This window comes from Sorangium sp. So ce448, from assembly GCF_051520915.1.
Lineage (GTDB): Bacteria > Myxococcota_A > Polyangia > Polyangiales > Polyangiaceae > Sorangium > Sorangium cellulosum_B.
In genome coordinates this window covers 7,766,518-7,791,668 of the sequence record NZ_CP150343.1, presented here as the reverse complement: position 1 = coordinate 7,791,668, position 25,151 = coordinate 7,766,518, and the positions used below count along the sequence as shown (strand labels likewise).

Sequence of the window (25,151 nt, the reverse complement as noted above, 5' to 3'; positions counted from 1 at the left end):
GGGGCGGACGCGAGGCTCACGGCGCTGCGGGCGCACGCCCGAGGTCGGCCATCGCCATGCGCGTGGCTCTTGCGAGGACGAAATGATCCGCGGGAGTGGGGACGAGCCACGGTGCGATGGGCGCACGTGCTCTCGAGAGCTCAGGCGGTGCGGCGGGGCCTTACGAGGCGCCGGCGCAGCCGCGCGGCGACGAGCGCCCCGAGGGCGAGCAGCCAGGCCGGTGTCTCCTGAGGGCCAGTCGCCGTGCGGCAGGCGCAGCCCCCTGATGCGCTCGGGAGCTCACCTCCGCCGCTGCTCTGCGTGCCCGTCGCGCCGGCGCCGGTTGTCGTGGGGTCATCGCCGCCGCCGCTGGTCGTGGTGGATGTGGCGCCTCCTTGATGGCTGGTGTCACCGCCTTGGCCTCCTGTGGCCGTGCCGCCAGCGCCCCCTTCGCCGCCAGCGCCCCCGTCGCCCCCGCCGCTGGTTCCGCCGCCCGGGTTGCCACCGGTGCCACTGCCAACGTCGCCGCCGCCCGCGCCTGGATTGCCACCCACGCCGGCGCTGGCGTCGCCGCCGATGCCGCTGCCGGCGCTGCCACCGATACCACTGCTGGCATCGCCGCCGCCGTCCGGATGACCACCGACACCGCTGCTGGCACCGCCCCCGATACCACCGCTGGTGTCGCCGCCTACGCCGTTGCTGGCGCCGCCGCCGCCGCTGGCGTCGCCGCCTCCGCCATGGCCGTCTGTGGCCGTGCCGCCTGCACCGCCGCTGCCGCTCACGGCCCCGCCGCCTTCGCCCGTGATGCCGCCGCCGGCGCCGTCGCTGCCGCCCCCCGCGCCAGCGCTCTCGCTCCCGCCTCCGCCCGGCACGCAGGCGCCGCTCTGGCACATCCCGGGCGACGCCGGCTGCGCTGGGACATAGAGCCACGCATTGTCGAGACGTTGATAGCTCGTACCGCCGCCGGCGATCAGGATGCGGCCGTCGTGGAGCCGCTCCATCACGGCGCTCTGATCCCTCACGTGCAGCGCCGGCGCGAGCGTCCAGGTGTCGCTGGCCGGGTCGTAGATCTCGGCCGTGAAGGCACCGTCCGTGGCTCTGGATGGGGACGGGAGGCCCATCACCAGGACCCTGCCGTCGGGGAGCAGCGCCGCGCGGGGGGAGTCCCGTGGCTCGACCATCTCTCCGGTCGGAGTCCACGTGTCGCTCGCCGGATCGTAGATCTCGGCCGTCTTCATGTTGGCTCCGGTGTTTCCTACCCGTCCCCCGACGACGAGCACCCGGCCGTCCAGAAGCAGCGTTGCCGCGTGACGGCGGCGCATCCACTGCATCGAGGCGACGCGTGTCCACGTGTTGGTCGCCGCGTCGTAGATCTCCGCGCTCACCTCCTGGGATTGCCTGTCACCGCCGGTGACGAGGACCCTGCCGTCCTGCAGTAACGTCGCCGTGGCGTTGCTTCGCGGGACGTTCATGGGCGCCGCCAGGATCCACGTGTCCGTGACGGAGTCGTAGATCTCGACCTTTTCTCCGCCGCCGTCGACGTTGCCGTCGCCGCTGGCGACGAGCACCCGGCCGTCCGCGAGCGGCGTGACCGTCGCGTCGGCCATATAGCGCGACAGGAGGGTGGGCGCGGCCGGCGTCCACACGCCCGTCGCAGGGTCGAATCGCACCGTCTGCGAGGGGCGCCGGAGCGCGCCATCGGCGATCCCCAGGGCCCTCCCGTCAGGAAGCGATACGAGCCTCATCGGGCGCCTCGCCGCGTTCAACTTCTCGGGGGGCTGCCACGAGCCCGTGCTCGGGTCGTAGCGGAGCCAGACATCGTTCCACCGCGGCGGATTGCCTGTCTCGCCGTATCCGACCATGAGCAGCGTCCCATCCTGGAGCAGCGTGGCCGCAGGCAGGTTGAGGAGGACGCCCACCCGCCCCGTCACCTCCCAACCCTCGGCGGAACCGGCGAAGTCGCAGGGCGCACCGTCCGGCTTCGCGGACGCGGGCGCCGCGCACCCGGCCGCGGGGTCGCACACCGGCGCTTCATGACAGTCATCGACGGGCAGGCACACCGCGAGGCTCGACCCCACGCAGGCCCCGCCCTCGCAAGCGCTCGCCGCGGAGCACACGTCGCCGTCGCTGCACGGGGTCCCGTCCAGCGCGGGCGCGCCGTCGACGCACGCGCCAGCCTCGCAAACACCCCCGACGACACACGCGTCCGTGTCGTCGCAGGCGACGCCGGTGAGGGGGGTGCAGGCGCCGTCCTGCGACGCGCCCGAGGCGGCCGCGCAGGCGTCGCAGGGCCCGGCGCAGGCCGCGTCGCAGCAGACCGCGTCCGCGCAGGAGCCGCTCCCGCAGTCGCTGTCCGTCTCGCAGGCCGCGCCGAGCTGCGAGCGCTCGCGGAAGAGCACGGCCGATGCCGTCGCGGTCGACGCGTCGACGTAGCCGCCGGCGATCAGCACGCTGCCGTCGTTGAGCCGCGTGGAGGAATGGCGGGCGCGCGCCATGGTTTCGGGCGGCTCCAGCTCGAGCCTCGACCAGGAGAGGGGCGCCTCGTCGAAGAGCGCCCGGATCGCGTGGAAGGGAAAGATGGGGTCTCTCGTCCCCTGCGCCAAACAGGGCTCCACACCTCCCGTGAGCAGCACCTTTCCGCTCGGGAGCAGCGATGTGCGCATTCCCTTGATACCCCAGCCGCCCGCAGGGCACGGCGTCGAGGCCGGAGCATACGACCCGGAGGTCGGCGCCCATCGATCGTCCTGGGGGAAATAGACCTGCGAGAAGGCAGGATCAGCCGGGCCCGAACCGGCGTAAATGCCTCCCAGGACCAGGACCCCGCCACCCGGGAGCGTCGTCGCGCTGGGGGCCTCGTGCTCGGTCGTCGGCCTCACGGCCCCGTTCTCCCAGGTCCAGATCCGGGTCTCCAGATCATAGAGGCTGCAGCCGGCTCCTGTCACCATGACCCGGCCGTCCTGGAGCAGCGTTGCGCTCACGGGACTGGGCCCGTACCCTATGTACCGGTCCACGGATTGGCAGAACGGCAATTCCGCCCAGCCGCGCGACTCCGGGTTATAGATGGCCGAATTCATGTAATAACGCAGCTCGGCCGTGCCATCCATGTTGCGATCCGCAAAGTCCCAGCCCAGGCCGACGAGCACCGGCCTGCCGCCGGCGAGCATCATCGAGGGCGCGGGGTGGGGTATCGACAGCGGCCCTGCGGGCGTCCAGGTGTCGGTCATCGGGTCGTAGATCTCGGCCGAAGGCAGGAACGTTCCGAGCGCCGCTGCGTTCCTCATCTTGCCGCCGGCCACGAGGACATGGCCGTCTGGCAGAAGGATGGCCGCGTGTCCGCTGCGGGCCTGGAGGAGCGGCGCCGCGGGCGACCACGTCCTGGTCGCCGGGTCGTAGATCTCGACTGCCTTGAGGCTCATCGCCTCTCTCGTCGTGTAGGGCGGTTCGTCCAGCTCCGGGTATCCACCCGCGACGAGCACCCTGCCGTCCTTCAGCACCGTGGCCGTATGCTCGCCCCGTGGGGTGATCATCGGCGGCACGCTCTCCCAGGACGGCGCGGTGGCCGCCGACGCGACGCCCGCGCACAGTGTCACGAACCCCCAGGCAGCGGCGCTCCCGAGCCTTCCGATCGATCTCATGTCCCGATGGCCTCCGCCGCCTTCTGTTGCGCGCGGTGGCGCGAAGATTCAGGGCGTGGAGGACGCGCTCCTGGAGCGGCACGGCGGGCGGCGAGCCAGCGCCGTCGCCGCCAGCGCCCGAGGAGGTGGAGCCGCCGCCGCCGAGGGGGCGCGCCGCCGGGGGCGCGCTGCGCAAACGAGGGCGAGCTTTGCGACTACGCCTGCTCCCCCTGCAGCGTCACCTGCACCGACGGCGTGTGGGTCGAGCACTGCACCGCGTGTCCCAGTCCAGAGCGGCGGTCACCCGCTTCGGATACGGGCCCATCTCGACGTTTTCGGTGCTCAGCGCACCGGAGTGCGCTTCCGCGCCGAAAACGCCGATCTGGACCCGTCTCCTGTGCGGGTGACCTCCGCTCTGTGACGTTCGTACCAGGCTCAGCTGAAAACCGCTCTAGAGCCTGAGAATGGAACGGACTGCAGTGCCTTACAGCGTGGGGCCGTGCAAGTACAAGCGCGAGTGCGGCACCGTGAGTGCCACTTGGGACGGGCCAACCGGGTTGTGGGTGGTCAGCTGCAGTGATCAGAGCGACGGGAGCGGTGGAGGCAACGAAGGCGGTGGGGGCAATGCAGGCGGCGGCGGAGAGGACACCCACGGCGGCTGCGGTGGCTAGAACGCCGATCGGACTGGCAACCACAAGAATGAGACGCCAAAAGACGTCTAAAGACGCCAAGAGGACAACGAAATTCTGGCGTCTGTTGGCATCTTGGCGTCTTCTGGCGTCCCGACTTCTCGCTGTTTGCGTGCGGCTTCAACCCGTTTGTCGCTCCAGGCGTGGCCGCGGCGGCTCCCGCCGCCACGTGTGCCACGCGCTCGGCCCGCGATCGACCGCCGCGCGGCGGCCCGCCCACCTGGGCCATTCACGCCGGATCTCAGGAGGCGTTCCGGCGCGACTCGTTGTTCTTCGTCTCCGGGGGTGACGTCGCGCCGATGGAGGTCGCGGAGCCCGCCGTGACGCCGCTCGTGCTCGCGGCGGCGCGCTCGCTCGATGACGACCCCGTGCTCGTCCTCGCCTCGCCCTGCTGCTCGCGGTGGAGCCGGATCTCGTTCCGCACGTCGACCACGCCCGAGATCCGCTCGGCGAGCGCCTCCAGCTGGTGCTTGAAGCGACGCTCGCGGACGGTCCCGGAGAGGATGACCTCGCCGCTCTGCACCTTCACCTCGACGTCGCTCGCGTCGAGGTCCGGCTGATCGGAGATCTGGTCGCAGATATCCTCGCGGATCCGCTCGTCCGAGCGCTTGTACCCCTTGGGCGGGCGACCACGCGAGCCGCTGAGCCCGCCGCCCTGTCGAACGGTCTGGAGGAAGCTGCGGCCGCCTGAGACCTGTCCGCCGGATCCCTGTCCGCCGTAGGGCCGAGGGGAAGGGCCTTGATCGCCGCCGAAGGACGACTCGTCGCCTTCGTACCCGCGTTGCTGTCCTGGCCGCTCGTTCCAGCCGCGCTCGTCGTCGGCCCACTGCCGGAGGCCGCCGCGGGCTCCGTACCCTTCGTGCTGGACTCCGCCCAGGCCTCCCTGGCGACCGAAGCCGCCCTGGCCGCCACCAGATCCACCCTGGCCACCGAATCCACCCTGGCCTCCGAGGCCGCCCTCACTGCCCTGGCCGCCGCCGAAGTGGCCCTGTCCGCCGAAGCCGCCCTGGCCAACCTGGCCGCCGACTCCGCCCTGGCCAGCGAAGTGGCCCTGACCGGCGCCATGACCGCCCTGGCTGCCACCGAAGCCACCCTGTCCGCCGAAGTGGCCCTGACCGCCGAAGCGGCCCTGTCCGCCCTCATCGCCATAGACGCCCTGGCCACCAGCGAATCCGCCCTGGCCGCGGCCGGATCGCTCTCCGCCGTAGCCGCCGAAGCGGCCCTGTCCACCGAAGCCGCCCTGGCCGCCACCGAAGCCGCCCTGACCGCCGCCGACTCCGCCCTGGCCGCCGCCGTAACCGCCTTGGCCGCCGCCGTAGCCGCCTTGGCCGCCGTAGCCGCCCTGGCCGCCGCCGAAGTGACCTTGGCCGCCGTGACCGCCCTGGCCGCCACCGAAGCTGCCCTGGCCGCCGCCGAAGCCGCCCTGGCCGCCGCCGAAGCCGCGCCTGGCGCCAAGATCGTCTCGACCTCCTCGCTGGAAGTCATCCCGCTGGCCGCCCCAGGCCTCACGCTGGGCGTCCTCGCGCTGCCCCCAGCCGCGATCCTGTCGGCCCTCGTAGCCGCGTTCGGCGCCGTGGCCGCGCCAGCTCGGGTCGCCCTCGCCGCCGCGCTCGCCCTCGTGGCCGCGTCCGACAGACTCCCGCTGATCGGAGCGACCGCGGAAATCATCGTGACCTCCGCGGGAAGGGCGCCGATCGTCTCGCTGGAGGACTTGCTCATAGTTGCCACGATGCCCGTAACTAGCATCCCCGCTCGCTCCGCGCTCGCCACGATATCGCTCATCGCCTCGCTGACCCTGGGTTGGCCCAAACCGCTCGTCGTCGCGCCCCTGCCCATCGTTATGTTCCTCGTCGATCCATCCCTGACGATTCGGCATGACTCCTCCGCCTTTCTTGCGAGGAGAGCGACACGGCAGCGAAACTGGGCCGCTCCTCTCCCGTGATCCAGCCGACGCTCGATCTACGTTGGTTACGTTGGGGCCACGTTCGGGCGACGCACGAGCGTGCGGGAGGACAGCCGTACCGGGCCGCCTGTCGTGCGTGCCTGTCCGGCGCCGCGTGGGCTGAAGAGCCAGGGCCCCGACGCCCCGGCACGATCCGACATCGCAAGGGGTGTTCCAGGACGGCGAGGGCGGTATTTCGCTCCGTTTTCAGGGAGATTTCGCCCCGTCAGGCCCGCTGCGAGGTGCAATGCGCCCCATGCCGGAGCGACCAAAGCGTCTCACAGAGACGTTGTGCCACAGCCACGACATCATGAATTAGGGCATCCCCTGAGCGTCGCTCAGGAGCCGACGGACGATAACCCACGATTTCCCGTGTCACGCCGCGGCGTTTCTCACCGAGATGTTGATTCTCGGGCATCCGAGCTCGACCATGGCTGCGCGGATGAGGCCGCCTTATAACCGAGCGGATGAGCCCGCCTCATCGAACGCCGATGAGCTTCCGCGAGCGCAGCACGCTCGCGGGCGCCTCACGAAAGTCGCGAGAGACGAAGCGCGAGGATCGAAAAAGCGGAGCGACGAGGGGCGAGCCGCGACACGAGGCGGGAGAAGAAGGAGCAGGGCGGAAGGCGAAAAATGTGACCATCGCGGCATACCGGCCGGACGCTCGGCAGGCCACGGCGAGATCCGCGGTTTGCGTGTTCGTGTGCGGGCGGGAGCCCGGCCCGCTCCTCGCCGAAAAACCATGCGCGCGCCGCGCGGCCGCGATTACCCTCGCGCCTTCCTCGGAGCTCCCATGCCGGCCCAGCGAAGCGTGACGAAATGGCTCGAGCGAGCCCCTGCGCCGGTGTTCACGGCCTTCGCCGTGATCGCCGCGTTCGCGACCTACTTCTGCATGTACGCCTTCCGCAAGCCGTTCGCGGTCGGCTCCTACAAGGGGATGGTCGCGCTGCCGCTGCTCCCCGCGCTCGATCTGAAGAGCCTCTACATCATCGCCCAGGTGCTCGGCTACTGCGCCTCCAAGTTCCTTGGCATCAAGATCGTCTCCGAGATGCCGCCCGAGCGGCGGGCGCTCGCCATCCTCGCGTGCATCGGGGTGAGCGAGGTCGCGCTCGTCCTGTTCGGGCTCGCGCCGGCCCCGTACGCCGCCGTCTTCCTGGTGCTGAACGGCCTGCCCCTCGGCATGGTCTGGGGGCTCGTCTTCGGCTTCCTCGAGGGGCGCCGCGTGAGCGATCTGCTCGGCGCCGGCCTCTGCGCCAGCTTCATCGTCGCGAGCGGCTTCGTGAAGACCATTGGCAAAATCACGCTCGGCTGGGGGGTCCCGGAGGTGTGGATGCCCGCGGTGACGGGGGCCCTCTTCTTCCCGCCGCTGCTCCTCTCGGTGTGGATGCTCGCGCAGATCCCACCGCCCTCGGTGGACGACGAGGCGCTCCGGACCCGGCGCGCGCCGATGGACCGCGCCGCGCGGCGCGCGTTCGTCCTCGCGAACGCGGGCGGGCTCGCGACCCTCGTCCTCGGCTACGTCGTCCTCACCGCCTACCGCGATTTCCGGGACAACTTCGCCCGCGAGATCTGGGACGCCCTCGGCTACACCGACCAGCCGGCCATCCTGACGACGGCCGAGATCCCGGTGGCGATCGGCGCGCTCCTCTCGGTCGCGGTGATGATCGGCATCCGCAACAACCGCGCGGCGCTCGTCGCGATCCATGGCGTCATGGTCGCGGGGGCGGCGCTCGCGGGGCTGAGCACCGCGCTCTACCAGGCGGGCGTCATCGGCCCCGTCGCCTGGATGATCAGCGTCGGGCTCGGGCTCTACGTGGGGTACGTCCCGTACAACTGCGTCCTCTTCGACCGGCTGATCGCGGCCGTGGGCTCGGTGGCGACGGCGGGATTCCTGATCACCGCGGCCGACGCCTTCGGCTACCTCGGGAGCGTGGCGCTCCTGCTCTACAAGAGCTTTGGCCAGGCGAAGCGCTCGTGGCTCGAGTTCTTCCTCGGCTTCAGCTACGCGACCGCGTTCCTCTGCGGGGCCCTGTTCGCCGCGTCCGCGGCGTACTTCTGGCTGCGCACCCGCGGCCCGTCCGCCACGGTGCGACCCGCGGCGCTCGACGCCTGAGCGCGCCGCGCGCCACCAACGGCCGGCCGCGGAGGCGAGCGGGGGGCGCGTGGCGCGGGCGAGCGTGGGGGGAAGGGGCTCAGTTGATCGGCGGGATCTCGGTCTTGCAGCCGACCTGGAGCTGGACCTGCCCGCCCGCCTGGAAGTGGGTGCAGGTCGCGGGGCACATCACGATCTTGGTCGGCGTGCCGCCGGTCGTGGGGTCGACGTCGTAGTACCAGCCGCCGGCGGTCGCGTCGCAGCGCGCCTCGCTGGCCACGTAGAAGATGGTCGACGGGGCGTTGCCCTCCGGCGGCGTGTGCTGGACGTTGAGCGTCCCGTAATCGAGCGTCTGCCCGGCGGACGGCGCCGGGACCTGGTACTCGCACGCGAGGCTCGTCCCGCGGATCTCGCTGAGCGCGTCGAGGAACGCCTGCGTGACGTCGGAGTTCGTGTCGATGAAGTAGGCCGACGTCGTCCCGCCGCCCTCGGCGATGCGGTTCATCGTGGCCTGGGCGCCCATGTCGTCCCCGTTGAAGACGCCGATGACGAAGGTCGAGATGCTCGGCGAGCCGCTCAGCCCCTCGGCCGCGATCTCCGCGATGCCGTCGGCGGACGTGGGATTGCACTCGGTGGGCATCCCGTCGGTGGCGAGCACGGTGACGACCCTGTGGGTCGGGTTCGCCTCGGCGTGGGCCCGAGCCTGGGCGATCGCGCCGGACAGGGCGCCGGCGGTGGGCGTGCCCCCCTCGGGAAATGTCTGGTCGATCGACCCGATGAGCTCGTCGGCCCAGGCGGCGTCGAGCGGCGCGATCGACACGGCGGGCGTCGCGTAGTCCTCGGTGACGCACGAGTACGGGTGCGCGCAGGTGCTCCGGGATACCCGGGAGCACGTGCCCGCGCGGCCGTCGCAGCGCTGGCCGATCAGATCGCAGATCTCGCGGCTCTGGGAGCACACGCCGATGTCGATGCACTCGTCGCCGTCCGAGCAGTCCGCGTCCTCGGCGCAGATCTGGATGCCCGTGGAGGTGGAGAACGAGCTGCGACAGGCCCGGAGCGCGCACGGCCCGCTGGCGCCGCACTGCGCGTTGGTCGTGCAGCTCCTGGGCACGTCGGCGTTCATCAGAGGGAAGTACTGGAGCCCGACGCCGAGCCCCTCCGACTGAGGATCGGTGAAGAAGGCCTCGAGCGCGTCGGTCACCGCGCGCCATTTGGTGCCGCCCGTCGCGAGCTCGTCATCCATCGACCCCGACGCGTCGAGCATGATGTAGAGGTCGAGCGGCACGAGCTCCGCCGTCTTCGTCTCCCCGGCGCACGACGCCTCGCCGCCGGCGCCCTCGCCGGCTCCGCTGCTGGGCCCGGTGGTGATCTCTCCGGGCCCGTCGGTGCCATATCCGGTGCTCGTTGCTCCGCCTGTTCCCGGGCCATTCCCCGAGCCATTCCCCGAGCCATTCCCCGAGCTCGCGTTGGCCCCGGCGCCCGCTCCGCCGGCTCCGCCCGCGGAGACCGAGCCATCGGTCCCCCCGCACGCCGCGAAGATCACGCTGATCCCCGTCGCGGCGAGCGCCACCATCGTTGACCGGTTCCTCATGAGAAGAATCGAAACACCCTGGAAGCGCTTTGTCGAGCGCGTTGACTCGAACCCCCTGTCCCCTGTCCGCGCTCTGGCTCGGTGTGGGATGGGGTGAGACGCTTCAGGGGAGGTCAGGCGATAGCTGAGCTCACCGTGTGCTCGCGGGCACAGGATTGCTCCGAAGCACCGAATTGCTCCGGCCCACAAGGTGCTTTGGAGCACACGGCTGCTTCGGCGCTTAGGGCTTCTCCGGAGCGCAGGTGCTTTGGAGTACAGGGGGCTCCGGCGCGTGGCGCTTTGCCGGAATGCAGGGGTCGGGAGCGCCGGGGGGCCCCGTAGGGCGGCGCGGCGCCGGGCTCAGGGCTGCTTCTTCGGACCGACGAGGCTGCGGAGGACGGCGCGGGCGACCTCGGCCCCCGTCGCGTCGCGCAGGCTCACCGGGATATCGTACTCCCTGCGCTCGCTGCTCTCCGGGAGAGGGCACTCGCAGACGGCGCGGATCGTCCCGCGGGCCTTCTTCAGGTACTCGATCGAGAGGCCCGCGACGATGAACCGGGCGTCATCGGGCAGCGCGTAGGACAGCGCCGTGTTGCCGGCGAGCTCGGCGAGGTTGACGAGCGCGACGGCGTGCACCGAGCGGAGGTGGTTGCGCAGCCCCGGCCGGTCGCGCATCGACACCTCCGCGCGGCCGCGCTCGAGGACCTCGACCTCGGCGCGGATCGTCCCCGTGTACGGGGCCATCGCGCCGATGAGCCGGCTGAACAGGCGCTTGCCCCCTGGCAGGGGGCTCAGCCTGTCCCAGACGTCGCGGATGGTGTTGCGGCGCGAGGTCGCCGCGATCGCTGCGAGAGAGAAGTCGGTGAGCTTCATGCGCTGGATCCGCGGGGCGGGGCGGCAGCCTGCCTCGAATCGCGCGCGGGCGCACCCGGAATCCCCGGCCGGCCCGTGCGTCCAGGCGCCTCCTCGCGCCGCAACCTGGGCGCAGCACGACTCATTCTCAGCATGAATTGTACTTCAGAATGCTATTCGATAATCGGATGGCTCCGGAGCGCCCCGGCGCCCCGTTGTCGCGAGGATTCTGCCGCATTTCCGGCCTCCGGACGCCCCTGAGCAGCCGTCCGGCCCCCTGTCCGTCGCGCGTGGCCTGCTTCGGGCGGCAATCTCCCGTCCGTGCCCGGAACTGGACTTGTGTATGACAAGACCTCGACGTCCGGGCCAAGGTGGGCCCCCCGAGAAAGAGCGCGCTTTCGAGCTTCTCTTTCGTGAGCAAACCTCCGCGCTCGTAGGGCGCTGGTTGACGGGCCTGGGGGTCCCGCTGCGCGATCGCAAGGACCTCGCGCAGGAGGTCCTGTTCGCGGCGTACCTCAGCTTCAACAAATACAACCCCGAGATCTCCCGGCCCGAGCGCTGGCTGAACAGGATCACGGTCCACACGGCCTCGCACTACCTGCAGCGGGCCCAGAACCGCTACGAGGAGCTCGTGCCCGACGAGGAGCTCCCCCCCCTCGTCGACCCCGCCAAGACCTCGGAAGAGCTGCTGATCTCGGATCAGGAGCGGCTCGTCGTGCTGGAGCTCATGCAGCAGCTCGACGCGGACGCGCACTGGATCCTGGTCGGGCACGATCTCCACAGCACCCCGATGGCGGATCTCGCGCAGCAGCGCGGCATCCCGCTGTCCACCGCGTACAAGTGGCGCGCGCGCGCCATCCGCCTGTTCCACGACATCGTCGTGAAGCGCCGGCGCGAGGACCGGAAGAGGGAGGGCTTTCGCCTCGTGATGCCCCTGGATCTGGCGGCGCTCCTCGCCACCGCGCGGATCTCGCCGCGCGTGCCCGACGACGTCCGGGTCTCGATCCTCCGCGGCGTGCAGGAGTCGGTGGGGGCGCTCGAGGCGGGCAGCGCCGGGAAGGCCGCCGGGGGCGTCGGCCAGGCGCTGAGCGACGCCGCGACGTGGCTCAAGGGCCTCGCGAAGCTCGTTCAGCTGCCGACCCTGGGCGTCGCCGCGCCCGTCGCGGCCACGGCGGCGGCGGCCGCGGGGGCGGGCTGGCTCGCGCTCCAGGCCCCGGAGCCGCCGCCTCCGCAGGAGGTGAGGCACGTCGTGCCCGCGCTCGTCGCCGCCATGCCGCCGCGCCGGCCCGCCGAGCCGCCGGCGCCGCCCGCCGAGCCGCCGGCGCCGCCCGCCGCGCCGCCGGCGGCCCCGGCGCCCGTCGAGGCGCCGCGGCGGAGCGCCCCGGCCCAGCGGCGCGCGCTCGTGCCGCCGCGCGACCGGGAGGAGCGCTCGACGGCGCCGGTCGCCGCCGAGACGATCGAGAAGCTCAAGATCGAGATCGACGGGCCCGGCAGCAATCACGACATCGCCCTGTTCGACGCGGTCACCGAGGCGCTGCAGGCGCGCGATCCGGACCGGGCGATCGCGGCGCTCCAGCGCTACGAGCGCGAGATGCCGAACACCCTCTTCGCGTCCGAGCGCAAGGTGCTCTGGATCCGGGCGTTCGTGATCGCGAAGCGTTACCCGGAGGCGCGCGCCCTGCTCGAGGAGGTGCGGCTCGATACCGCGATCCAGCGGCAGGCGATCGAGGAGCTGGACAGGATCTTGAACCGCCCGTGAGCGGGCGACCGGGCCGCCGCGCGCTCTGCGCCGCGGCGGCTCAGTCGCCGGCGTAGGTGCCGAAGCTCGCCCTGCCGCTCGTGGAGACCTGCGGGGCGGCCTGGCCCACCTGCACGACCGCGGACACGAACGCGGCGGGCTTGAGCCCCTCGTCGGGCCCGGCCTCGTTGGTGATGTACTCCAGCCCGAGCCCCGCCAGGAAGCCGAACGACGTTGTGTTGCCGCCCGAGCCGAGGATGGGGATCGTCGGCGCGACGCCGACGTAGCCGAGGAGGCCGACCCGCCCCTCGCCGAGCGTCTGGACGAAGCCGCCGAGCTGCGCCGCGATCGGGAAGGCCCGGCGCTCCACCGGGTCGTAGCGGTCGATCGCGAGCGCGACGCCGACGGCGCTGAGCACGCTCCGCGTGACGAGGGGCTTCTCCACCCACGGCGCGCGGGTGACCTGCAGCGTCGCCAGCATCGCCGGGACGGTGAGGTACGCGCGGAAGCAGGTCCCCGCGGCCTCGAGCGTCTGGAAGTTGTCCTCGCCGCACAGCGGGACCGAGTGGATCGCCACCGATCCCACGAGGCGCCGGGCGCGCTCCGGCTCGCCGGGCTCGTTCGAGCGCAGCGAGCTCGCGACGCGGCCCGCGTCGGAGACGAGCACCACCTTGCCCTGCGGGCTCAGCGGATCGCTGTAGACGGCCAGCCGGAGCCGCGCGTCGCCGTCGAAGTCCTCCGCGAGCGGCGGGATCGGGAACTCCGCGCTGCTCGGCGTGACGATCCACGTGCCGTTCTGGAGGAGCTCGATCGGCGTGCCGCCCCGCATCTGATCGGTGCGCGTCAGCGAGACATGGAGCGCGAGCGGCGCCACGAGCCGGTTCTTGGCCTGGCCCGTCAGCCGGATCCGGCAGTTGCCCAGCCGGAGCGGCGCCGGCGAGATGACGACCGCGCCGTGCGCGAGCGGCTGCGGCCCGGGGCGCGATGGATCCACGTCGGGCGCCCGGCGAGGAGGCGGCAGCCCGGCCGGCGGCTGGGCCTGCGCCGCCGTCGGGGGCCGCCGGCCGGCGCCTGCGCCGCCCTGGAGCTGTCCATTCGCGCGGGCAGGTCCCCGGTCCCCCGGCGGGGCAGGGGACGCCCCCCGCGGCCCGGGCGGACGGGCGCTCCCGGGCGGCGGGAGGCTCCCGGCGTCGGTGCGGGGCGCGATCGGCGTGGGGCCGCAGTCGACCTTCAGGTCGTCGGCGAGCGGATCGGGGAAGAGGAGCCGCGCGGGGTTCGACTCGACGAGGTTCTCGAGCGGCGGGATGGTGACCCGGTATGTCGCGTTGACGACGTTGGCCGCCGCGGGCGCGTGGAGGTTGAAGGCGGTGACCCGGAGCCAGCCGCCGCCCGGGAAGACGCGGAGGACCTTGCCATCGGGGCGCCCGCAGCCGCCCGAGGCGACCTCGAGGACCGGCACGGTGAACGTGCGCTGGAACGGCTGCACCCGGGCGTTGCCGCAGCTGTCGACGATGGCGAGGTAGTGGAAATCGGCCATCTCCGACTGCTTCGGCCACTGCATGCCCAGCGTGAGCTCGCCCGCGTCGGCCGGCGGCGGCTCGGGCCGGCCGTCGCGGCAGACGTCCACGCGATCGGGGGACAGCGGCGACGGCGCGGCGGGTGCGGCGGGTGCGGCGGGTGCGGCCGGCGCGCCCACGGGAGAGCGCGGGGCGTCGGCGACCGGGCGGTAGGCGCAGACGTGCCGGTACGAGCGGCGGCCGAGCAGCACCGGGTCGAAGTCGAGCAGGCGCTGGCCGTCCTCGGTGAGCCGCCCCCACACCGTGAGCGGCAGCGGCAGCGTCGGGGTCTGGAGCTTGATCGAGCGCAGCATCTGGTCGCCGATCGGGCTCTGCCCGGGATCGCCGGTCTGCGCGGCGCAGCCGCCTCCGCTGCACAGCCAGCGGCCGCCGCGGCGCGCGGCCTCGATCGGGACCGGATCGGTGTCGCGGACGCTCATCCAGACGCGGCGCGCGTCCGGGAAGATCTCCGGCCCGCCGGCCGACGACGCGGCGCTGGCCGTGCCTGCCGGCGCGCGCACGACCTGCAGGCTGCCGCCGAAGTCGGCGGGGACGGCCATCGGCGCCGCGTCGCTCGGGCGCCTCAGGATGGCGGCCGGCTCCGGCGTCTCCTCGTCGCCGGTCTCCCCGGTGTCCGTCTCGGGATCGTCCTGCGCCGGCGCGGTGGCGGGCGCGGCGATCGCGAGCGCGAGCGCCACGGCCGACAGGAACACGGCGGATCTGCGTGCGCTCACGGCGAGCCTCCCCCCCCTCCGGCGCCCGGCTCGGGCTCCGGCTCGGTCTCCGTTTCGGTGTCCGCTTCCGGATCCGGCTCCGGCGTGACGGTGATGGGCTCGGAGGAGCACTCCGGGCTCGCGAGCAGGCGGGGCGTCACACGGAGCGTCGTCGTCCCGGGCGCGACGGCGACGCCCTGGATGATCGTCGCCTCGCTGTCCTCGCCGCGCAGGGTCACCGACGCCTCGCCGAGCGCGATCACCTGGTCGTCGCCGACGGTCAGGTCGACCGGGACGGCGATGCGCACGCGCTCGGCGTTGTAGGCGCTCACCTCGAACAGATCGCCGGGCGTCCCCGCGGCGACGACGCTCCGGAGGGAGCGCACGCGGAGCAGGCGCGGCTCGGGGTCGACGGTGAGCGTGGGGATCGGGTCGAGCGCCTTCTGCCCCGAGCTCACGGCGATCTTCACCTCGCCGCCGAGGTCGCTGAAGCACAGGATGAAGGGCGGGCTCTCCCCGGTCGCGCCGAGCAGCACGCGCAGGCGCGAGGTGCGCTCGCGGCAATCGGGGGCGAGCGAGAGGGCGGCCTCGCTGTGCAGCGACTCGATGATCACGGGCGCGTGCTCCACGACGCCCGGCGCGTTCAGGGGAGGCGACGCGCGGACGCGCGCCTCGCGCGCCCGGATCGCGCCCGGCCGCCAGGTGGCGCCGAGATCGTCGGGCAGGGGGCCGATCGTGCACATGAGGGGGACGTAGGTCGCGAGCACGCGGTCGCTGTCGCCGAGGCCCCCCGCGATGAGCGCGAAGTTGGTGGCGTCCTCCGGCAAGCCTGCGGGGAGGATCGTGATCGGGAGCTCCTCGGTGCGGTCGGCCCACGAGACGACGAGCCGCGCCTCGCCGGACCAGTCGCCCTCCGAGGCGGCGGTGAAGCGGGCGTAGCCCTGGGTTCCTGCGGTGCAGCGGAACGCGCCGTCCTTCACGCCGCACGAGGCCCCGGCTTCCTGATCGCGTTCCACGGGGTGCAGCGCGAGCGCCTCGCTCGGGACGGCGCGGACCTCGACGTAGCCGCCGTACGCCGGCTCGTTCGCCTCGGTGAGCTTGAGCGAGACCGCGGTCCGCCAGGGGCTCTGGCGGGGCAGCACCGGCTTGCCCGCCTCGTCGAGCGTGTCGGCGGCGAACAGCGGCCCGGCGACGTCGGCGCGGAGCTCGACCTGCCCGCTCCCGGCGAGGGGATAGCCGCGCTCGATGCAGGCCGAGGCGAGCGAGGCGAGGAGGAGCGCGCCGGCGGCCGCCGCGAGGAGCGGCGCGCCCGGCAGGCGCGGGCGGCGTGGGCGAGCTTTCGCGTGGAGCGCGTGTGGAGCGCGAGCCGCGCGCGGGCAGGAGAGGGGCACGGCCGGCCGGGGCGCGCTCACTTCTGGTAGATCTCGGTGTACTCGGTCCCGAGCGGGTGGCGGTGCCAGGCGTAGGCGCTCTGCGGGAACCCGCTCTCGTCGGTGTAGTCGCAAGGGCCGAGCTCCCACTCGGTGTGCCAGACGCTCGCGCCCGTCGCGGGGTCGACGGACATCCCGTGGGCGGTCACGTCGCTCTCCGGCTCGGCGGGGTCGTGCACGACGCGCGTGGCCTCGTCGAGGTAGCGCTCGAGGACCGCGATGGGGATGCGCGCCACGCGCTTGCCGGGCATCGGGATGAGGAACACGTCGCTCTTGTCAACGGTGCTGGTCATGGAGCTCTCTCCGGGCGAGCAGCGGGGGGCGGCGTCCCGGGCCGCGGAGCGCAGGCTCCGTGGCCGCGGGTCGCGCCGGAGCGCGGGCTCTCACCGGTGCTCGACGCCGCCCCTCCAACGCGGCGCCGAGCATACCCGCTTCCCGCAACGCGAGGGAGCGCTTCGCGCGGCGCGGGCACGCGGGGCCGAGGGGGTCCTGCGCTCTCGGTGCTGGAGCCGCCGCGACGGGGCCCGCCGCGGCGAGGGGAGGTCTCACGCGACGATCGTTGTCGAGGAGGGACCTGCGAGCGGCGCGCAGGTGGACATCGCCTGTCCGGTGGCATCGACCACCAGCGCGATCGCGTTGTTCGATGTCATGGACATGCCCTCTCTGCCCAGTGCGCGGACGCGCCCAGCGGACGCGTCGCGCGGGAGCGTTGCGCGGTGAGCATCGACCCGGGACATCGACGCAGAACGGAAGCCCCCCGATGGCGGGGCGCCGGCGTCCCCTGTGGTAAGCTGCCGCCGCCGTGGCCCCTCCCGAGCTCGTCCTCCCAGTCGCGGCCGCCTCATGCTCTCTCCGGATTGCCCGCTCGTCCTCGGTGGCCGCTACCGTCTCCTGAGCGAGATCGGCCGCGGCGGCGCGGGCGTCGTGTACATGGCCGACGACCTCGACGGAGGCGGGCAGGTCGCGGTGAAGGTCCTGCTCCGGACACACGCGGCAGGCACGGCGGCGGCCTCCCGGTTCGAGCGCGAGATCCGGGCCATGCGGCTGCTCGACGCGCCCGGGTTCGTGCGCATGCTCGACGCCGGCTTCGCCCGCGAGCTCGACGATGCCCCCTTCCTGGTGATGGAGCTGCTCCGGGGCCACGACCTGGAGCAGCTCGTCACCACCCAGGGCAGGCGCTCGCCCGGCGAGGTGCAGCGCTGGCTCGGCGAGGTCGCCGAGACCCTCGAGCTCGCCCACGCGCGGGGCCTCTCTCACCGCGATCTCAAGCCCGCGAACCTCTTCCTCGCGATCGGCGACGACGGGCGGGAGCGCGTGAAGATCCTCGACCTCGGCCTGGTCAAGGCGGTCGAGCCGGGCGCGCTCGGCGCGTCGGCCGGGATCACCGCCACGGGCACGGCGATCGGCACGCCCATCTACATGGCTCCCGAGCAGGCGCGCGGGCGCTCGGACCAGATCGGCCCCGCGGCGGACGTCTGGGCGCTCGGCCTCATCGCCGTCCGCCTCCTGACCGGCGACATCTACTGGACCGCGAACAGCATGGCCGAGCTGATGGCGGCGCTCCTCGTGATGCGGCTCTACCCGCCGTCGACGCGCTGGCGGTGGCTCCCGCCCGCGTTCGACGCGTGGTTCCTGCGGTCGTGCGACCGCGACCCGGCCGGGCGTTTCCCTTCGGTCCGCCAGCAGAGCCTGGCGCTGCGCGCAGCGCTCGAGGGCTCCTCGGCGGCCGCCGAGCCGTCCGGCGCCGGCGGGCCGGCGTCGCCCGGGGGCGGCGTGCCCGCGGACATGCTCAGCACCGACACCATCGAGCTCGCGGGCACGGTCGAGGCCCCGCCCCAGGCGTTCCCGGGCGGCGCGCACCGCGACTCGGACCGCTTCTTGCCGCCGCCCGGCCTCCACGGCGCTTCACCGCCCGGCCTCCACGGCACTTCACCGCTCGGCCCCCACGGCGCCTCGCCGACCGGTACCTCGCCGCCGCTCGGCTCCGGCAGCACGCCGCCGCTCGGCACCTCGCCGCCGCCTCCCGGCTCCCACAGCACGCCGCCGCTCGGCCTGTTCGGCTCGCCGGAGGCCGAGCGGCCGCGCCACAACCTGCCGGTCCAGCGCACGCCGTTCGTCGGCCGCGCCCGCGAGCGCGCCGAGATCGCCGCGCTCCTGCTCGACCCCGAGGCCGGCCTGCTCACGCTCACCGGCGTCGGCGGCACCGGCAAGACCCGGCTCGCGCTCCAGGTCGCCGAGGAGCTCGTCCCCGCGTTCCCGGGCGGCGTCTGCTTCGTGCCCCTCGCGTCGCTGCGCGAGGCGGCGCTGGTGCCCTCGGCGATCGCGCAGGCCCTCTGCCTCGGCGAGGGCGGCGCGCGGCCGGATCTCGAGCGCGTTGTCCAGTTCCTCCGCGACCGCCGCCTGCTGCTCCTGCTCGACAACCTGGAGCACCTGACGGCCGCGGCGCCGGCGATCGCGCACCTCGCGGCGAGCTGCCCGCACCTCTCGCTCCTCGTGACGAGCCGCGCCGCGCTGAACCTCTCGGGCGAGCGGCGCTACGTCGTGCCGCCGCTGGAGGTGCCGGAGCCGCGCGACGTCACGGTCGAGGCCGCGCTGGCGAGCTCCGCGGTGAGCCTGTTCTGCCGCCGGGCCGCCGCGATCAAGCCCGGCTTCCAGCTCGGCCCCGACAACGCCGCGGAGATCGTGGAGATCTGCGCCCGCCTCGACGGCCTGCCGCTCGCGATCGAGCTCGCCGCGTCGCGCCTCCGGGTCCTCACCCCCTCGGCGCTGCTCTCGCGCTTCGGCGACCGCGGGGCCGCGGGGCGCGCCTCCGCGCCCGCGGGCTCGTTCCGCCTGCTCACGGGCGGCGCGCGCGATCTGCCCGAGCGCCAGCAGACCATGCGCGCCGCCATCGACTGGAGCTACGGCCTCCTCGATCCGGAGGAGCAGCTCGCCTTCCGCACGCTCGCCGTGTTCGCGGGCGGCTTCTCGCTGACCATGGCGGACCAGATGTGCGCCTTCCGCGATCCGGCGCTCGACACGCTCGGGATCCTCGAGTCGCTGATCGACAAGAGCCTCGTGCTCCAGGTCGCGGGCGAGGAGCCGCGGTTCCAGATGCTCACGATCCTCCGCGAGTACGGCCTCGATCGGCTCGTGGAGGAGGGCGCCGCCGAGGCGTGCAACCGGCGCTTCGTCGAGCTGTCGCTGGAGCTCGCCGATCGCGCGGCCGAGGCGCTCGGCGGGACCGAGCAGGCCGCGTGGCTCGCGGCGCTCGATCTCGAGCACGACAACCTCCGCCTCGCCCTGGAGCTCGCGCTCGCGGGCGCCGACGCGGGCGCCGCGGTGCGCCTCGCCGCGGCGCTCTCGCGGTTCTGGTACATCCACGGGCACTACCAGGAGGGCCGCGCGTGGCTCGGCCGGGCGCTCGCGGGCGCCGGGGGCGTCGCGCCCGAGCACGTGGCCTCGGCGCTCCGGGGCGCGGGGAGGCTCGCGCTCCTCCAGTGCGACTACCGCGAGGCGCGCGCGCTGCTCGAGCGGGGCGCGACGCTCTACCGCGAGCTCGGGGACGAGGGCGGGCTCGCGTCGGTGATCCAGATCCTCGGGAGCGTCGCCCGCGAGCAGGGCGACTACGAGCGCGCGCTCACGCTGCACGGCGAGAGCCTCGCGCTGGCCACGCGCCGCGGCGACACGCTCGAGGCGGCGCGCGCGCTCGGCTACTCGGGCTTCGCGGCGTGGCTCTCGGGCGACACAGCGCGCGCGGAGGGCGCGTGCCGCCTCGCCCTGCCGGAGCTCCGCCGCGCGGGCGATCGCGAGGGGACCGCGACGGCGCTGCTCTACCTCGGCTGCGCGGCGTTCTACCGCGGGGAGCTCGGCGAGGCGGTCCGCCTCTGCGAGGAGAGCGAGGGCCTGTCGCGGCAGGTCAAATTCAAGGAGGGGATCGCCTGGACGAGCAACATCCTGGGCCTCATCGCCATCGAGCGCGGCGATCTCGCCCTCGCGGAGCGTCGCCTGCGGGCGAGCCTGCGGCTGCACAGGGAGCTCGGCGACCTCTGGCGCTCCGCGAGCGTCCTGGAGGCGCTGGCGTGCGCGGCGGTGCGGGCGGGGAAGGCGGAGCGCGGCGCGCGCCTGCTCGGCGGCGCCGCGGCGCTCCGCGAGGCCATCGGCACGCCGGTGCCGCCCATCGAGCGGCCGGCGCTCGCGGCATGCGTCGAGGCCGCGCGCGCGGCGCTGGGGGAGGCGGTCGACAATGCGCGCTTCCTCGAGGGCCGTGGCGCCGGGCTCGACGCGACGATCGCGGCGGCGCTCTCGGAGTGAGCCTGTCCGCGTCGCGTGAGGGAACAGGTCTTCAACAAGAGTGAACGGGGCGGTTCGAGCAGGATTTTGCGCCCTGGAAACAGTGCGGTTCTCTTCCGTTGTCGAGCGCGCCGTGCTCGATGGTGGATATGAAGAGCGCACGATGGGTGTTCGCAGGGTGGATGGGGATGATGCTGGCCTTGCCCGCATGCTCCGATGACACGCAGGGAGGCCCGGGCGGCAGCACGGGAGAGGGCGGCGGCGGCAGCACGGGAGAGGGCGGCGGCAGCAGCACGGCAGAGGGCGGCGGGGCGGGGGGATTCACGGTCACCGGACCGATCACGGGCGAGGCGGCTCCAGAGGGCGCCGTGGTGGCCGTCGTCTGGGTGGTGAGCTCGTCCAGCCCCGACTACGGCTTCAACTTCGGCGAGGGGAGCCTGTCCGGCGCGACGTTCACCGTCGGCTTCGGGTCGGCGCCGCCGCGCGAGGCGCTCAACAGCAACGGTGTCGGCATGGGCTTCGTCATGCTGCTCGCGCCGGGCACCCAGGTGCCCGGGGGCGAGATCGACGCCGACGTGCTCGATACAGCGCTCCTCGGGGTGAGCTCGCGGCACGTCATCGTCTGGCGCGACGGCTCCGGCCAGGGGTTCGACTGGTCCGGGAGCTTCCCGGCCGGGTTCGGCTGCGGCAAGTGCGTCACGGCGCCGCCAGGCGAGGGGTTCGACTCCTACGAGCCTGTCGACTGCTCTGAAGTGGAAGTCCAGGTCGCATCGGACCCGGATTCGCTCGAGTTCTGCAACTGGACCTGACGTCGCGACCCTGAGGCATCCACTTAAATTCTTCGGAAAATTCACAGGGAGTCGGGGAGACGGGGAGGGGAATCTTCAAAATACTCCCTGTCTCCTCGCCTCCCTGTTCAATTCTCCCGCCGCCCCGCCCCGCTCCGCCCCGCGGCCCGGCCGAGGCGCTCGGCCAGGCGGCGGAGCTGGTCGATGAGCTCCTCGGGCTCGTGCACCTCGAACTCGAACCCCATGAACCCGAGGTGGAACGCGAGCGCGTCGAGGCTCCCGCCGCCGGTGTGGACGACGCAGCGGTCCGGCGCCAGCGCCTCGATGCGCCCCGCCACGCCCGAGAGCCGCTCCGAGACGGCCTGCGCGGGGGCGTGCACGGTCACGCGCGCGCGGATCGGGTAGGCGTCCGTGGAGACCGACTTCGACACGTAGGCGGCCACGTCCTCCGCGGGCAGCGGGCGCGGCTTGAAGCGGCCCGCGGCCTTCGGCCGGCCCTGGATGCGATCGACGCGGAACGTCCGCCAGGCGTTTCGCTGGAGATCGTACGCGAGCAGGTACCAGCGGCGGCTCGTGTGCACGAGCCGGTAGGGCTCGACGGCGCGCGTGCTCGCGGCGCCGCTGTGGCTGCTGTAGTCGAAGCGCAGGGCCTCGGCGTCCCGGCACGCGTTCGCCATGGCGGCGAGCGCGTCCGCGTCGACGGTGGGGCTACCGTCGACCAGCTGCACGCTCACCGCGCCCAGCGCGGTCACCTTGCGCCGGAGCCGCTTGGGGAGCACCTGCTCGAGCTTCCCGAGCGCGCGGACCGACGCCTCCTCCAGCCCCCTCACGGGCCCGGTCGCCGCCGCGCGCAGCCCCACGGCGACGGCGACGGCCTCGTCGTCCTCGAGCGGCAGCGGCGGCAGCTCCTTCCCGGCGCCGAGCTGGTATCCGCCGCCGATGCCGGTGGCCGCGTGGACGGGGTACCCGAGGCTCCGGAGCCTGTCCACGTCGCGCCGGACGCTGCGCTCGGTGATCGCGAGCTCGCGGGCCAGCTCGCCGCCCGTCCAGAAGCGCCGGGATTGCAGCAGCGACAAGAGCTTCAGCAGCCGCGCTGACGTCTGGACCATGTGCCGCCTGTCTCCTTGCGGACCGAATCTGTCCGCAATCCAGTCTAGCTTCCGCTCATCCCGGGGGCGAGGCGCTCGAAGGCGCGTCTCGACGAGCCCCACGGCCCCCGCCCCACAGATCCCTGGAGCAACCGCCCATGAGCAACGCCGCTTCCGAGCACACAACGACGACCCCCGGCTCCCGGACCTACAAGGGCAGCTGCGCTTGCCGCGCCGTCCGCTTCGAGGCCGACATCGACCCGAGCGCCGGGACGGGGCAGTGCAACTGCACGATCTGCGCGAAGACGAGGTGGTGGGGCATCATCGTGAAGCCGAGCGCCGTCCGCCTGCTCGCCGGCGAGGAGGTCCTCGGCGACCACTCGCGATCGGAGGCTGGCCATGCCCGGTTCTGCAAGACCTGCGGCGTCCGCGTGTTCGCGCACGGGCACCTCCCGATGCTCGGCGGCGATTACTGCTCCGTGAACCTGAACTGCCTCGACGACGCGGACCTCACCGGCGTTCCGGTGCTGTACGTCGACGGGCTCCACAACACGTGGGCGCCGATCGGCTCCACGACGTACGTGGACCCGTTCCGCGCAGCAAAAGGAGCTTGATACCGTCTCTCTCCTTAGCGGACCGAATCTGTCCGCAATCCAGTCTAGCTTCCTCTCATCCCGGGGGCGAGGCGCCCGAAGGCGCCGCGCCCCCCATCCCTGGAGCCACCGCCCATGAGCAACGCCGCTTCCGACCACGCAACGACCACCGCCGGCATCCGGACCTACAAGGGCAGCTGCGTTTGCCGCGCCGTCCGCTTCGAGGCCGACTTCGACCCGAGCGCCGGGACGACGCAGTGCAACTGCACGATCTGCACGAAGACGAGGTGGTGGGGCACCATCGTGAAGCCGAGCGCCTTCCGCCTGCTCGCCGGCGAGGAGGTCCTCGGCGACTACTCGCGGCACGAGTCCGGCCATGCCCGGTTCTGCAAGACCTGCGGTATCCGCGTCTTCGGGCACGGAAACATCCCGGAGCTCGGCGGGGAGTTCTGCTCCGTGAACCTGAACTGCTTCGACGACGCAGACCTCACGGGCGTCCCGGTGGTGTACCTCGACGGGCTCCACGACACCTGGGAACAGATCGGCGCCACGACGTACGTGAACCCGTTCTCCGCCGCAAAGGGGGCTTGAGTCGGAGCGCGCCGCTGACGGGCGCTTGCCGAGCGCCCCGGGCCGGCGGCGCCGGGAGCTCGATGTTTACGGAGAGGCGCCCTTGACGACGGCGCCGATGATCGCGTCCAGGTCCACGGCGTTCGCCATCGCCTGGTAGCCGGCGTCGTTCGGGTGCAGCTTGTCCGCGTCGTAGGCCGGGAGCAGGCGGCTCGGATCGGCCGGGTCGCGCAGGGCCTTGTCGAAGTCGATCACCCCGTCGAAGGCGCCGCTCGTGCGGATCCAGGTGTTCAGCTTCTGCCGCTCCTGCTCGCCCTTGGCTGTCCCGTAATCGCCCTTGTAGGTGCCGTTCGAGCCGGCGAACGGCACCAGGGTGCCGCCGTAGATCTTGAGCCCGGCGGCGCGGGCAGACTGGATGATCTGCTGGATCGCCGGGATCAGATCCGCGGCCTTGGCGGAGCGGTCGCCGATGTCGTTGATGCCTGCGAGCAAGATGATCGCGCGGGCGCCGGGCTGGGTCAGCACGTCGCGCGCGAGGCGGGCAGGGACCGGATACCCGAACTGGAGCTGCGGACGGACGGTGAGCAGCTCGTTCCCGATGATCCCGGCGTTCGCCACGGCGAGGGTCGGCCCCTTCCGGCTGGCGAGGCGCTGCGCGAGGTAATCGGGGTAGCGATGGTTGTCGTTCTTTGTCGACAGATAGCCATCCGTGATCGAATCACCGAGCGTGATCAGGGTGCCGACGACGTCCGGCGAGGCCTTGACGTCGACGCCCGACACGGCCATCCAGCACGAGATTTTCCGTGTGAACTGCTTGTCGGCGCCGTTCCCTGTCTGGTTGCCCGAGGCGAGGAAGTTGTCCTGTGCCGCAAAGTAGTGTTGCGTGATCGGCCCGGTCTTGCCCGGAAGGTGGACGTTCACCGCCAGCGCCTGCAGCGGCTGGACCTTCAGCGCCACGGGGTCGCTCACCGCCTCGCCGCCCGCGGCGATGAGGATCGATGTCTGGCCTCCGAAGCGGAGCGGCAGTGAGCTCCCCGCGACCGTGGCGGCTCCACCGGCCGAGAGCGCGACCGACGCCGAGCCCACCTTGAGCGGCTCGCTGCCGCCCGCGTTGGAGATGCGCACGCGCACCGAGCTCCCGCCGGCGCTCACGCGGACGATGTTCCGGACCGTCTGGTCGGCGAGGCCGACGTCCGACGGACAATCCTGGGAGTTGAACGTGCCGCCGGGCGTCGGGCTGCTGTGCCATCCAGCGACCCATCGCCCCTCGGGCGCCTTGTCCGCGGCCAGCGCGGGGCGCGCCAGCACACCCGTCATCAGCGCGATCACCGCGGCGAGGAGGGAAGCTCGCGGTGAGTGACCGAGCCTTCGCTTCGGCGGCTCGAGCGAGGAGCGCAGGGCGCCACGGCGTCCTGAGGTGATTCCGTGAGGTCTCTGTGTCTTTGCCATCGATTCTCTCCGAGTTGCTCGCGCGGAGCGCGGAAAACTCCCCTGCCCCCGGGGGCTGCACCCTCACGTCGCCCGGATCTGCACAAGCCGAGGCGGAGCTGTCTCATGGGCGCGGCCGGGAGCAGGATGCCTGCACGGGGGGAAGGAAATGCAAGCGTTCCAGAGGCGTCAAGCCCGAGCTGCGCGCTGCTCTTCTGTGGATCGCGTAATTTTCTG

General features: G+C 72.7%; 16 protein-coding genes. 7 read left to right on the top strand and 9 right to left on the bottom strand.

The features are described from left to right. Window positions 1–140 precede the first annotated feature (140 nt). Window positions 141–3,614, bottom strand: a complete 3,474-nt coding sequence (locus WMF45_RS29390) for a kelch repeat-containing protein (RefSeq protein ID WP_437708085.1) — start codon at window positions 3,612–3,614, stop codon at window positions 141–143. 909 nt (window positions 3,615–4,523) lie between these two features. After that, the gene (locus WMF45_RS29385) at window positions 4,524–4,874 is read right to left on the bottom strand and encodes a BON domain-containing protein (protein WP_437719596.1); all 351 of its coding nucleotides are present in this window, start codon (window positions 4,872–4,874) and stop codon (window positions 4,524–4,526) included. A gap of 147 nt (window positions 4,875–5,021) precedes the next feature. Here WMF45_RS29385 and WMF45_RS29380 point away from each other — a divergent pair, with 147 nt between their 5' ends. Continuing rightward, window positions 5,022–6,224, top strand: coding sequence for a hypothetical protein (locus WMF45_RS29380; protein WP_437719683.1), 1,203 nt, complete (start codon window positions 5,022–5,024; stop codon window positions 6,222–6,224). A 793-nt stretch (window positions 6,225–7,017) separates the two neighbouring features. Next, on the top strand, window positions 7,018–8,337 hold the full coding sequence (locus WMF45_RS29375; protein WP_437708083.1) for a DUF5690 family protein: 1,320 nt from the start codon (window positions 7,018–7,020) through the stop codon (window positions 8,335–8,337). Window positions 8,338–8,416: 79 nt separating this feature from the next. Here the strand turns inward: WMF45_RS29375 and WMF45_RS29370 are convergent, their stop codons facing one another. Continuing rightward, the gene (locus WMF45_RS29370) at window positions 8,417–9,907 is read right to left on the bottom strand and encodes a hypothetical protein (protein WP_437708081.1); all 1,491 of its coding nucleotides are present in this window, start codon (window positions 9,905–9,907) and stop codon (window positions 8,417–8,419) included. Between the two features lie 339 nt (window positions 9,908–10,246). Beyond that, on the bottom strand, window positions 10,247–10,759 hold the full coding sequence (locus WMF45_RS29365; protein WP_437708079.1) for a hotdog fold domain-containing protein: 513 nt from the start codon (window positions 10,757–10,759) through the stop codon (window positions 10,247–10,249). 424 nt (window positions 10,760–11,183) lie between these two features. On the opposite strand from WMF45_RS29365, the gene WMF45_RS29360 reads away from it, so the two are divergent. Then, a complete protein-coding gene (locus WMF45_RS29360; RefSeq protein WP_437708077.1) occupies window positions 11,184–12,497 on the top strand; it encodes an RNA polymerase sigma factor in 1,314 nt (437 codons plus the stop codon). A 40-nt stretch (window positions 12,498–12,537) separates the two neighbouring features. Here WMF45_RS29360 and WMF45_RS29355 read toward each other — a convergent pair whose 3' ends face one another. From WMF45_RS29355 to WMF45_RS29345, 3 genes are read right to left on the bottom strand one after another with little or no spacing between them, the layout of a single operon-like run. Continuing rightward, complete coding sequence (locus WMF45_RS29355) at window positions 12,538–14,766, bottom strand: hypothetical protein (protein ID WP_437708076.1); 2,229 nt, start codon at window positions 14,764–14,766, stop codon at window positions 12,538–12,540. Continuing rightward, window positions 14,763–16,157, bottom strand: a complete 1,395-nt coding sequence (locus WMF45_RS29350; RefSeq protein WP_437708074.1) for a hypothetical protein — start codon at window positions 16,155–16,157, stop codon at window positions 14,763–14,765. The genes WMF45_RS29355 and WMF45_RS29350 overlap by 4 nt, the downstream gene beginning before the upstream one ends. Beyond that, entirely contained in the window at window positions 16,154–16,468 is a 315-nt protein-coding gene (locus WMF45_RS29345) for a hypothetical protein (protein ID WP_437708072.1), read from the bottom strand. Before WMF45_RS29345 ends, WMF45_RS29350 begins: the two co-directional genes overlap by 4 nt. A gap of 550 nt (window positions 16,469–17,018) precedes the next feature. Here WMF45_RS29345 and WMF45_RS29340 point away from each other — a divergent pair. Together WMF45_RS29340 and WMF45_RS29335 are read left to right on the top strand one after the other, a co-directional pair. Next, on the top strand, window positions 17,019–20,468 hold the full coding sequence (locus WMF45_RS29340; RefSeq protein WP_437708070.1) for a protein kinase domain-containing protein: 3,450 nt from the start codon (window positions 17,019–17,021) through the stop codon (window positions 20,466–20,468). Between the two features lie 128 nt (window positions 20,469–20,596). Then, entirely contained in the window at window positions 20,597–21,256 is a 660-nt protein-coding gene (locus WMF45_RS29335) for a hypothetical protein (protein WP_437708068.1), read from the top strand. A 107-nt stretch (window positions 21,257–21,363) separates the two neighbouring features. Here the strand turns inward: WMF45_RS29335 and WMF45_RS29330 are convergent, their stop codons facing one another. Beyond that, complete coding sequence (locus WMF45_RS29330) at window positions 21,364–22,344, bottom strand: helix-turn-helix transcriptional regulator (RefSeq protein WP_437708066.1); 981 nt, start codon at window positions 22,342–22,344, stop codon at window positions 21,364–21,366. 137 nt (window positions 22,345–22,481) lie between these two features. Here WMF45_RS29330 and WMF45_RS29325 point away from each other — a divergent pair, with 137 nt between their 5' ends. Beyond that, window positions 22,482–22,937: a GFA family protein gene (locus tag WMF45_RS29325; RefSeq protein ID WP_437708064.1), complete on the top strand. Its 456-nt coding sequence runs from the start codon at window positions 22,482–22,484 to the stop codon at window positions 22,935–22,937. A 114-nt stretch (window positions 22,938–23,051) separates the two neighbouring features. Continuing rightward, a complete protein-coding gene (locus WMF45_RS29320) occupies window positions 23,052–23,507 on the top strand; it encodes a GFA family protein (RefSeq protein WP_437708062.1) in 456 nt (151 codons plus the stop codon). 66 nt (window positions 23,508–23,573) lie between these two features. Here the strand turns inward: WMF45_RS29320 and WMF45_RS29315 are convergent, their stop codons facing one another. Next, complete coding sequence (locus WMF45_RS29315; protein WP_437708060.1) at window positions 23,574–24,815, bottom strand: SGNH/GDSL hydrolase family protein; 1,242 nt, start codon at window positions 24,813–24,815, stop codon at window positions 23,574–23,576. Between the last annotated feature and the right edge of the window lie 336 nt (window positions 24,816–25,151).

Bases quoted from the DNA above. Each gene is read 5' to 3' on its own strand.
- WMF45_RS29325 (WP_437708064.1), top strand. From the start codon at position 22,482: ATGAGCAACGCCGCTTCCGAGCACACAACGACGACCCCCGGCTCCCGG.
- WMF45_RS29345 (WP_437708072.1), bottom strand. From the start codon at position 16,468: ATGACCAGCACCGTTGACAAGAGCGACGTGTTCCTCATCCCGATGCCC.
- WMF45_RS29330 (WP_437708066.1), bottom strand. From the start codon at position 22,344: ATGGTCCAGACGTCAGCGCGGCTGCTGAAGCTCTTGTCGCTGCTGCAA.
- WMF45_RS29335 (WP_437708068.1), top strand. From the start codon at position 20,597: ATGAAGAGCGCACGATGGGTGTTCGCAGGGTGGATGGGGATGATGCTG.
- WMF45_RS29390 (WP_437708085.1), bottom strand. From the start codon at position 3,614: ATGAGATCGATCGGAAGGCTCGGGAGCGCCGCTGCCTGGGGGTTCGTG.
- WMF45_RS29320 (WP_437708062.1), top strand. From the start codon at position 23,052: ATGAGCAACGCCGCTTCCGACCACGCAACGACCACCGCCGGCATCCGG.
- WMF45_RS29365 (WP_437708079.1), bottom strand. From the start codon at position 10,759: ATGAAGCTCACCGACTTCTCTCTCGCAGCGATCGCGGCGACCTCGCGC.
- WMF45_RS29370 (WP_437708081.1), bottom strand. From the start codon at position 9,907: ATGAGGAACCGGTCAACGATGGTGGCGCTCGCCGCGACGGGGATCAGC.
- WMF45_RS29340 (WP_437708070.1), top strand. From the start codon at position 17,019: ATGCTCTCTCCGGATTGCCCGCTCGTCCTCGGTGGCCGCTACCGTCTC.
- WMF45_RS29375 (WP_437708083.1), top strand. From the start codon at position 7,018: ATGCCGGCCCAGCGAAGCGTGACGAAATGGCTCGAGCGAGCCCCTGCG.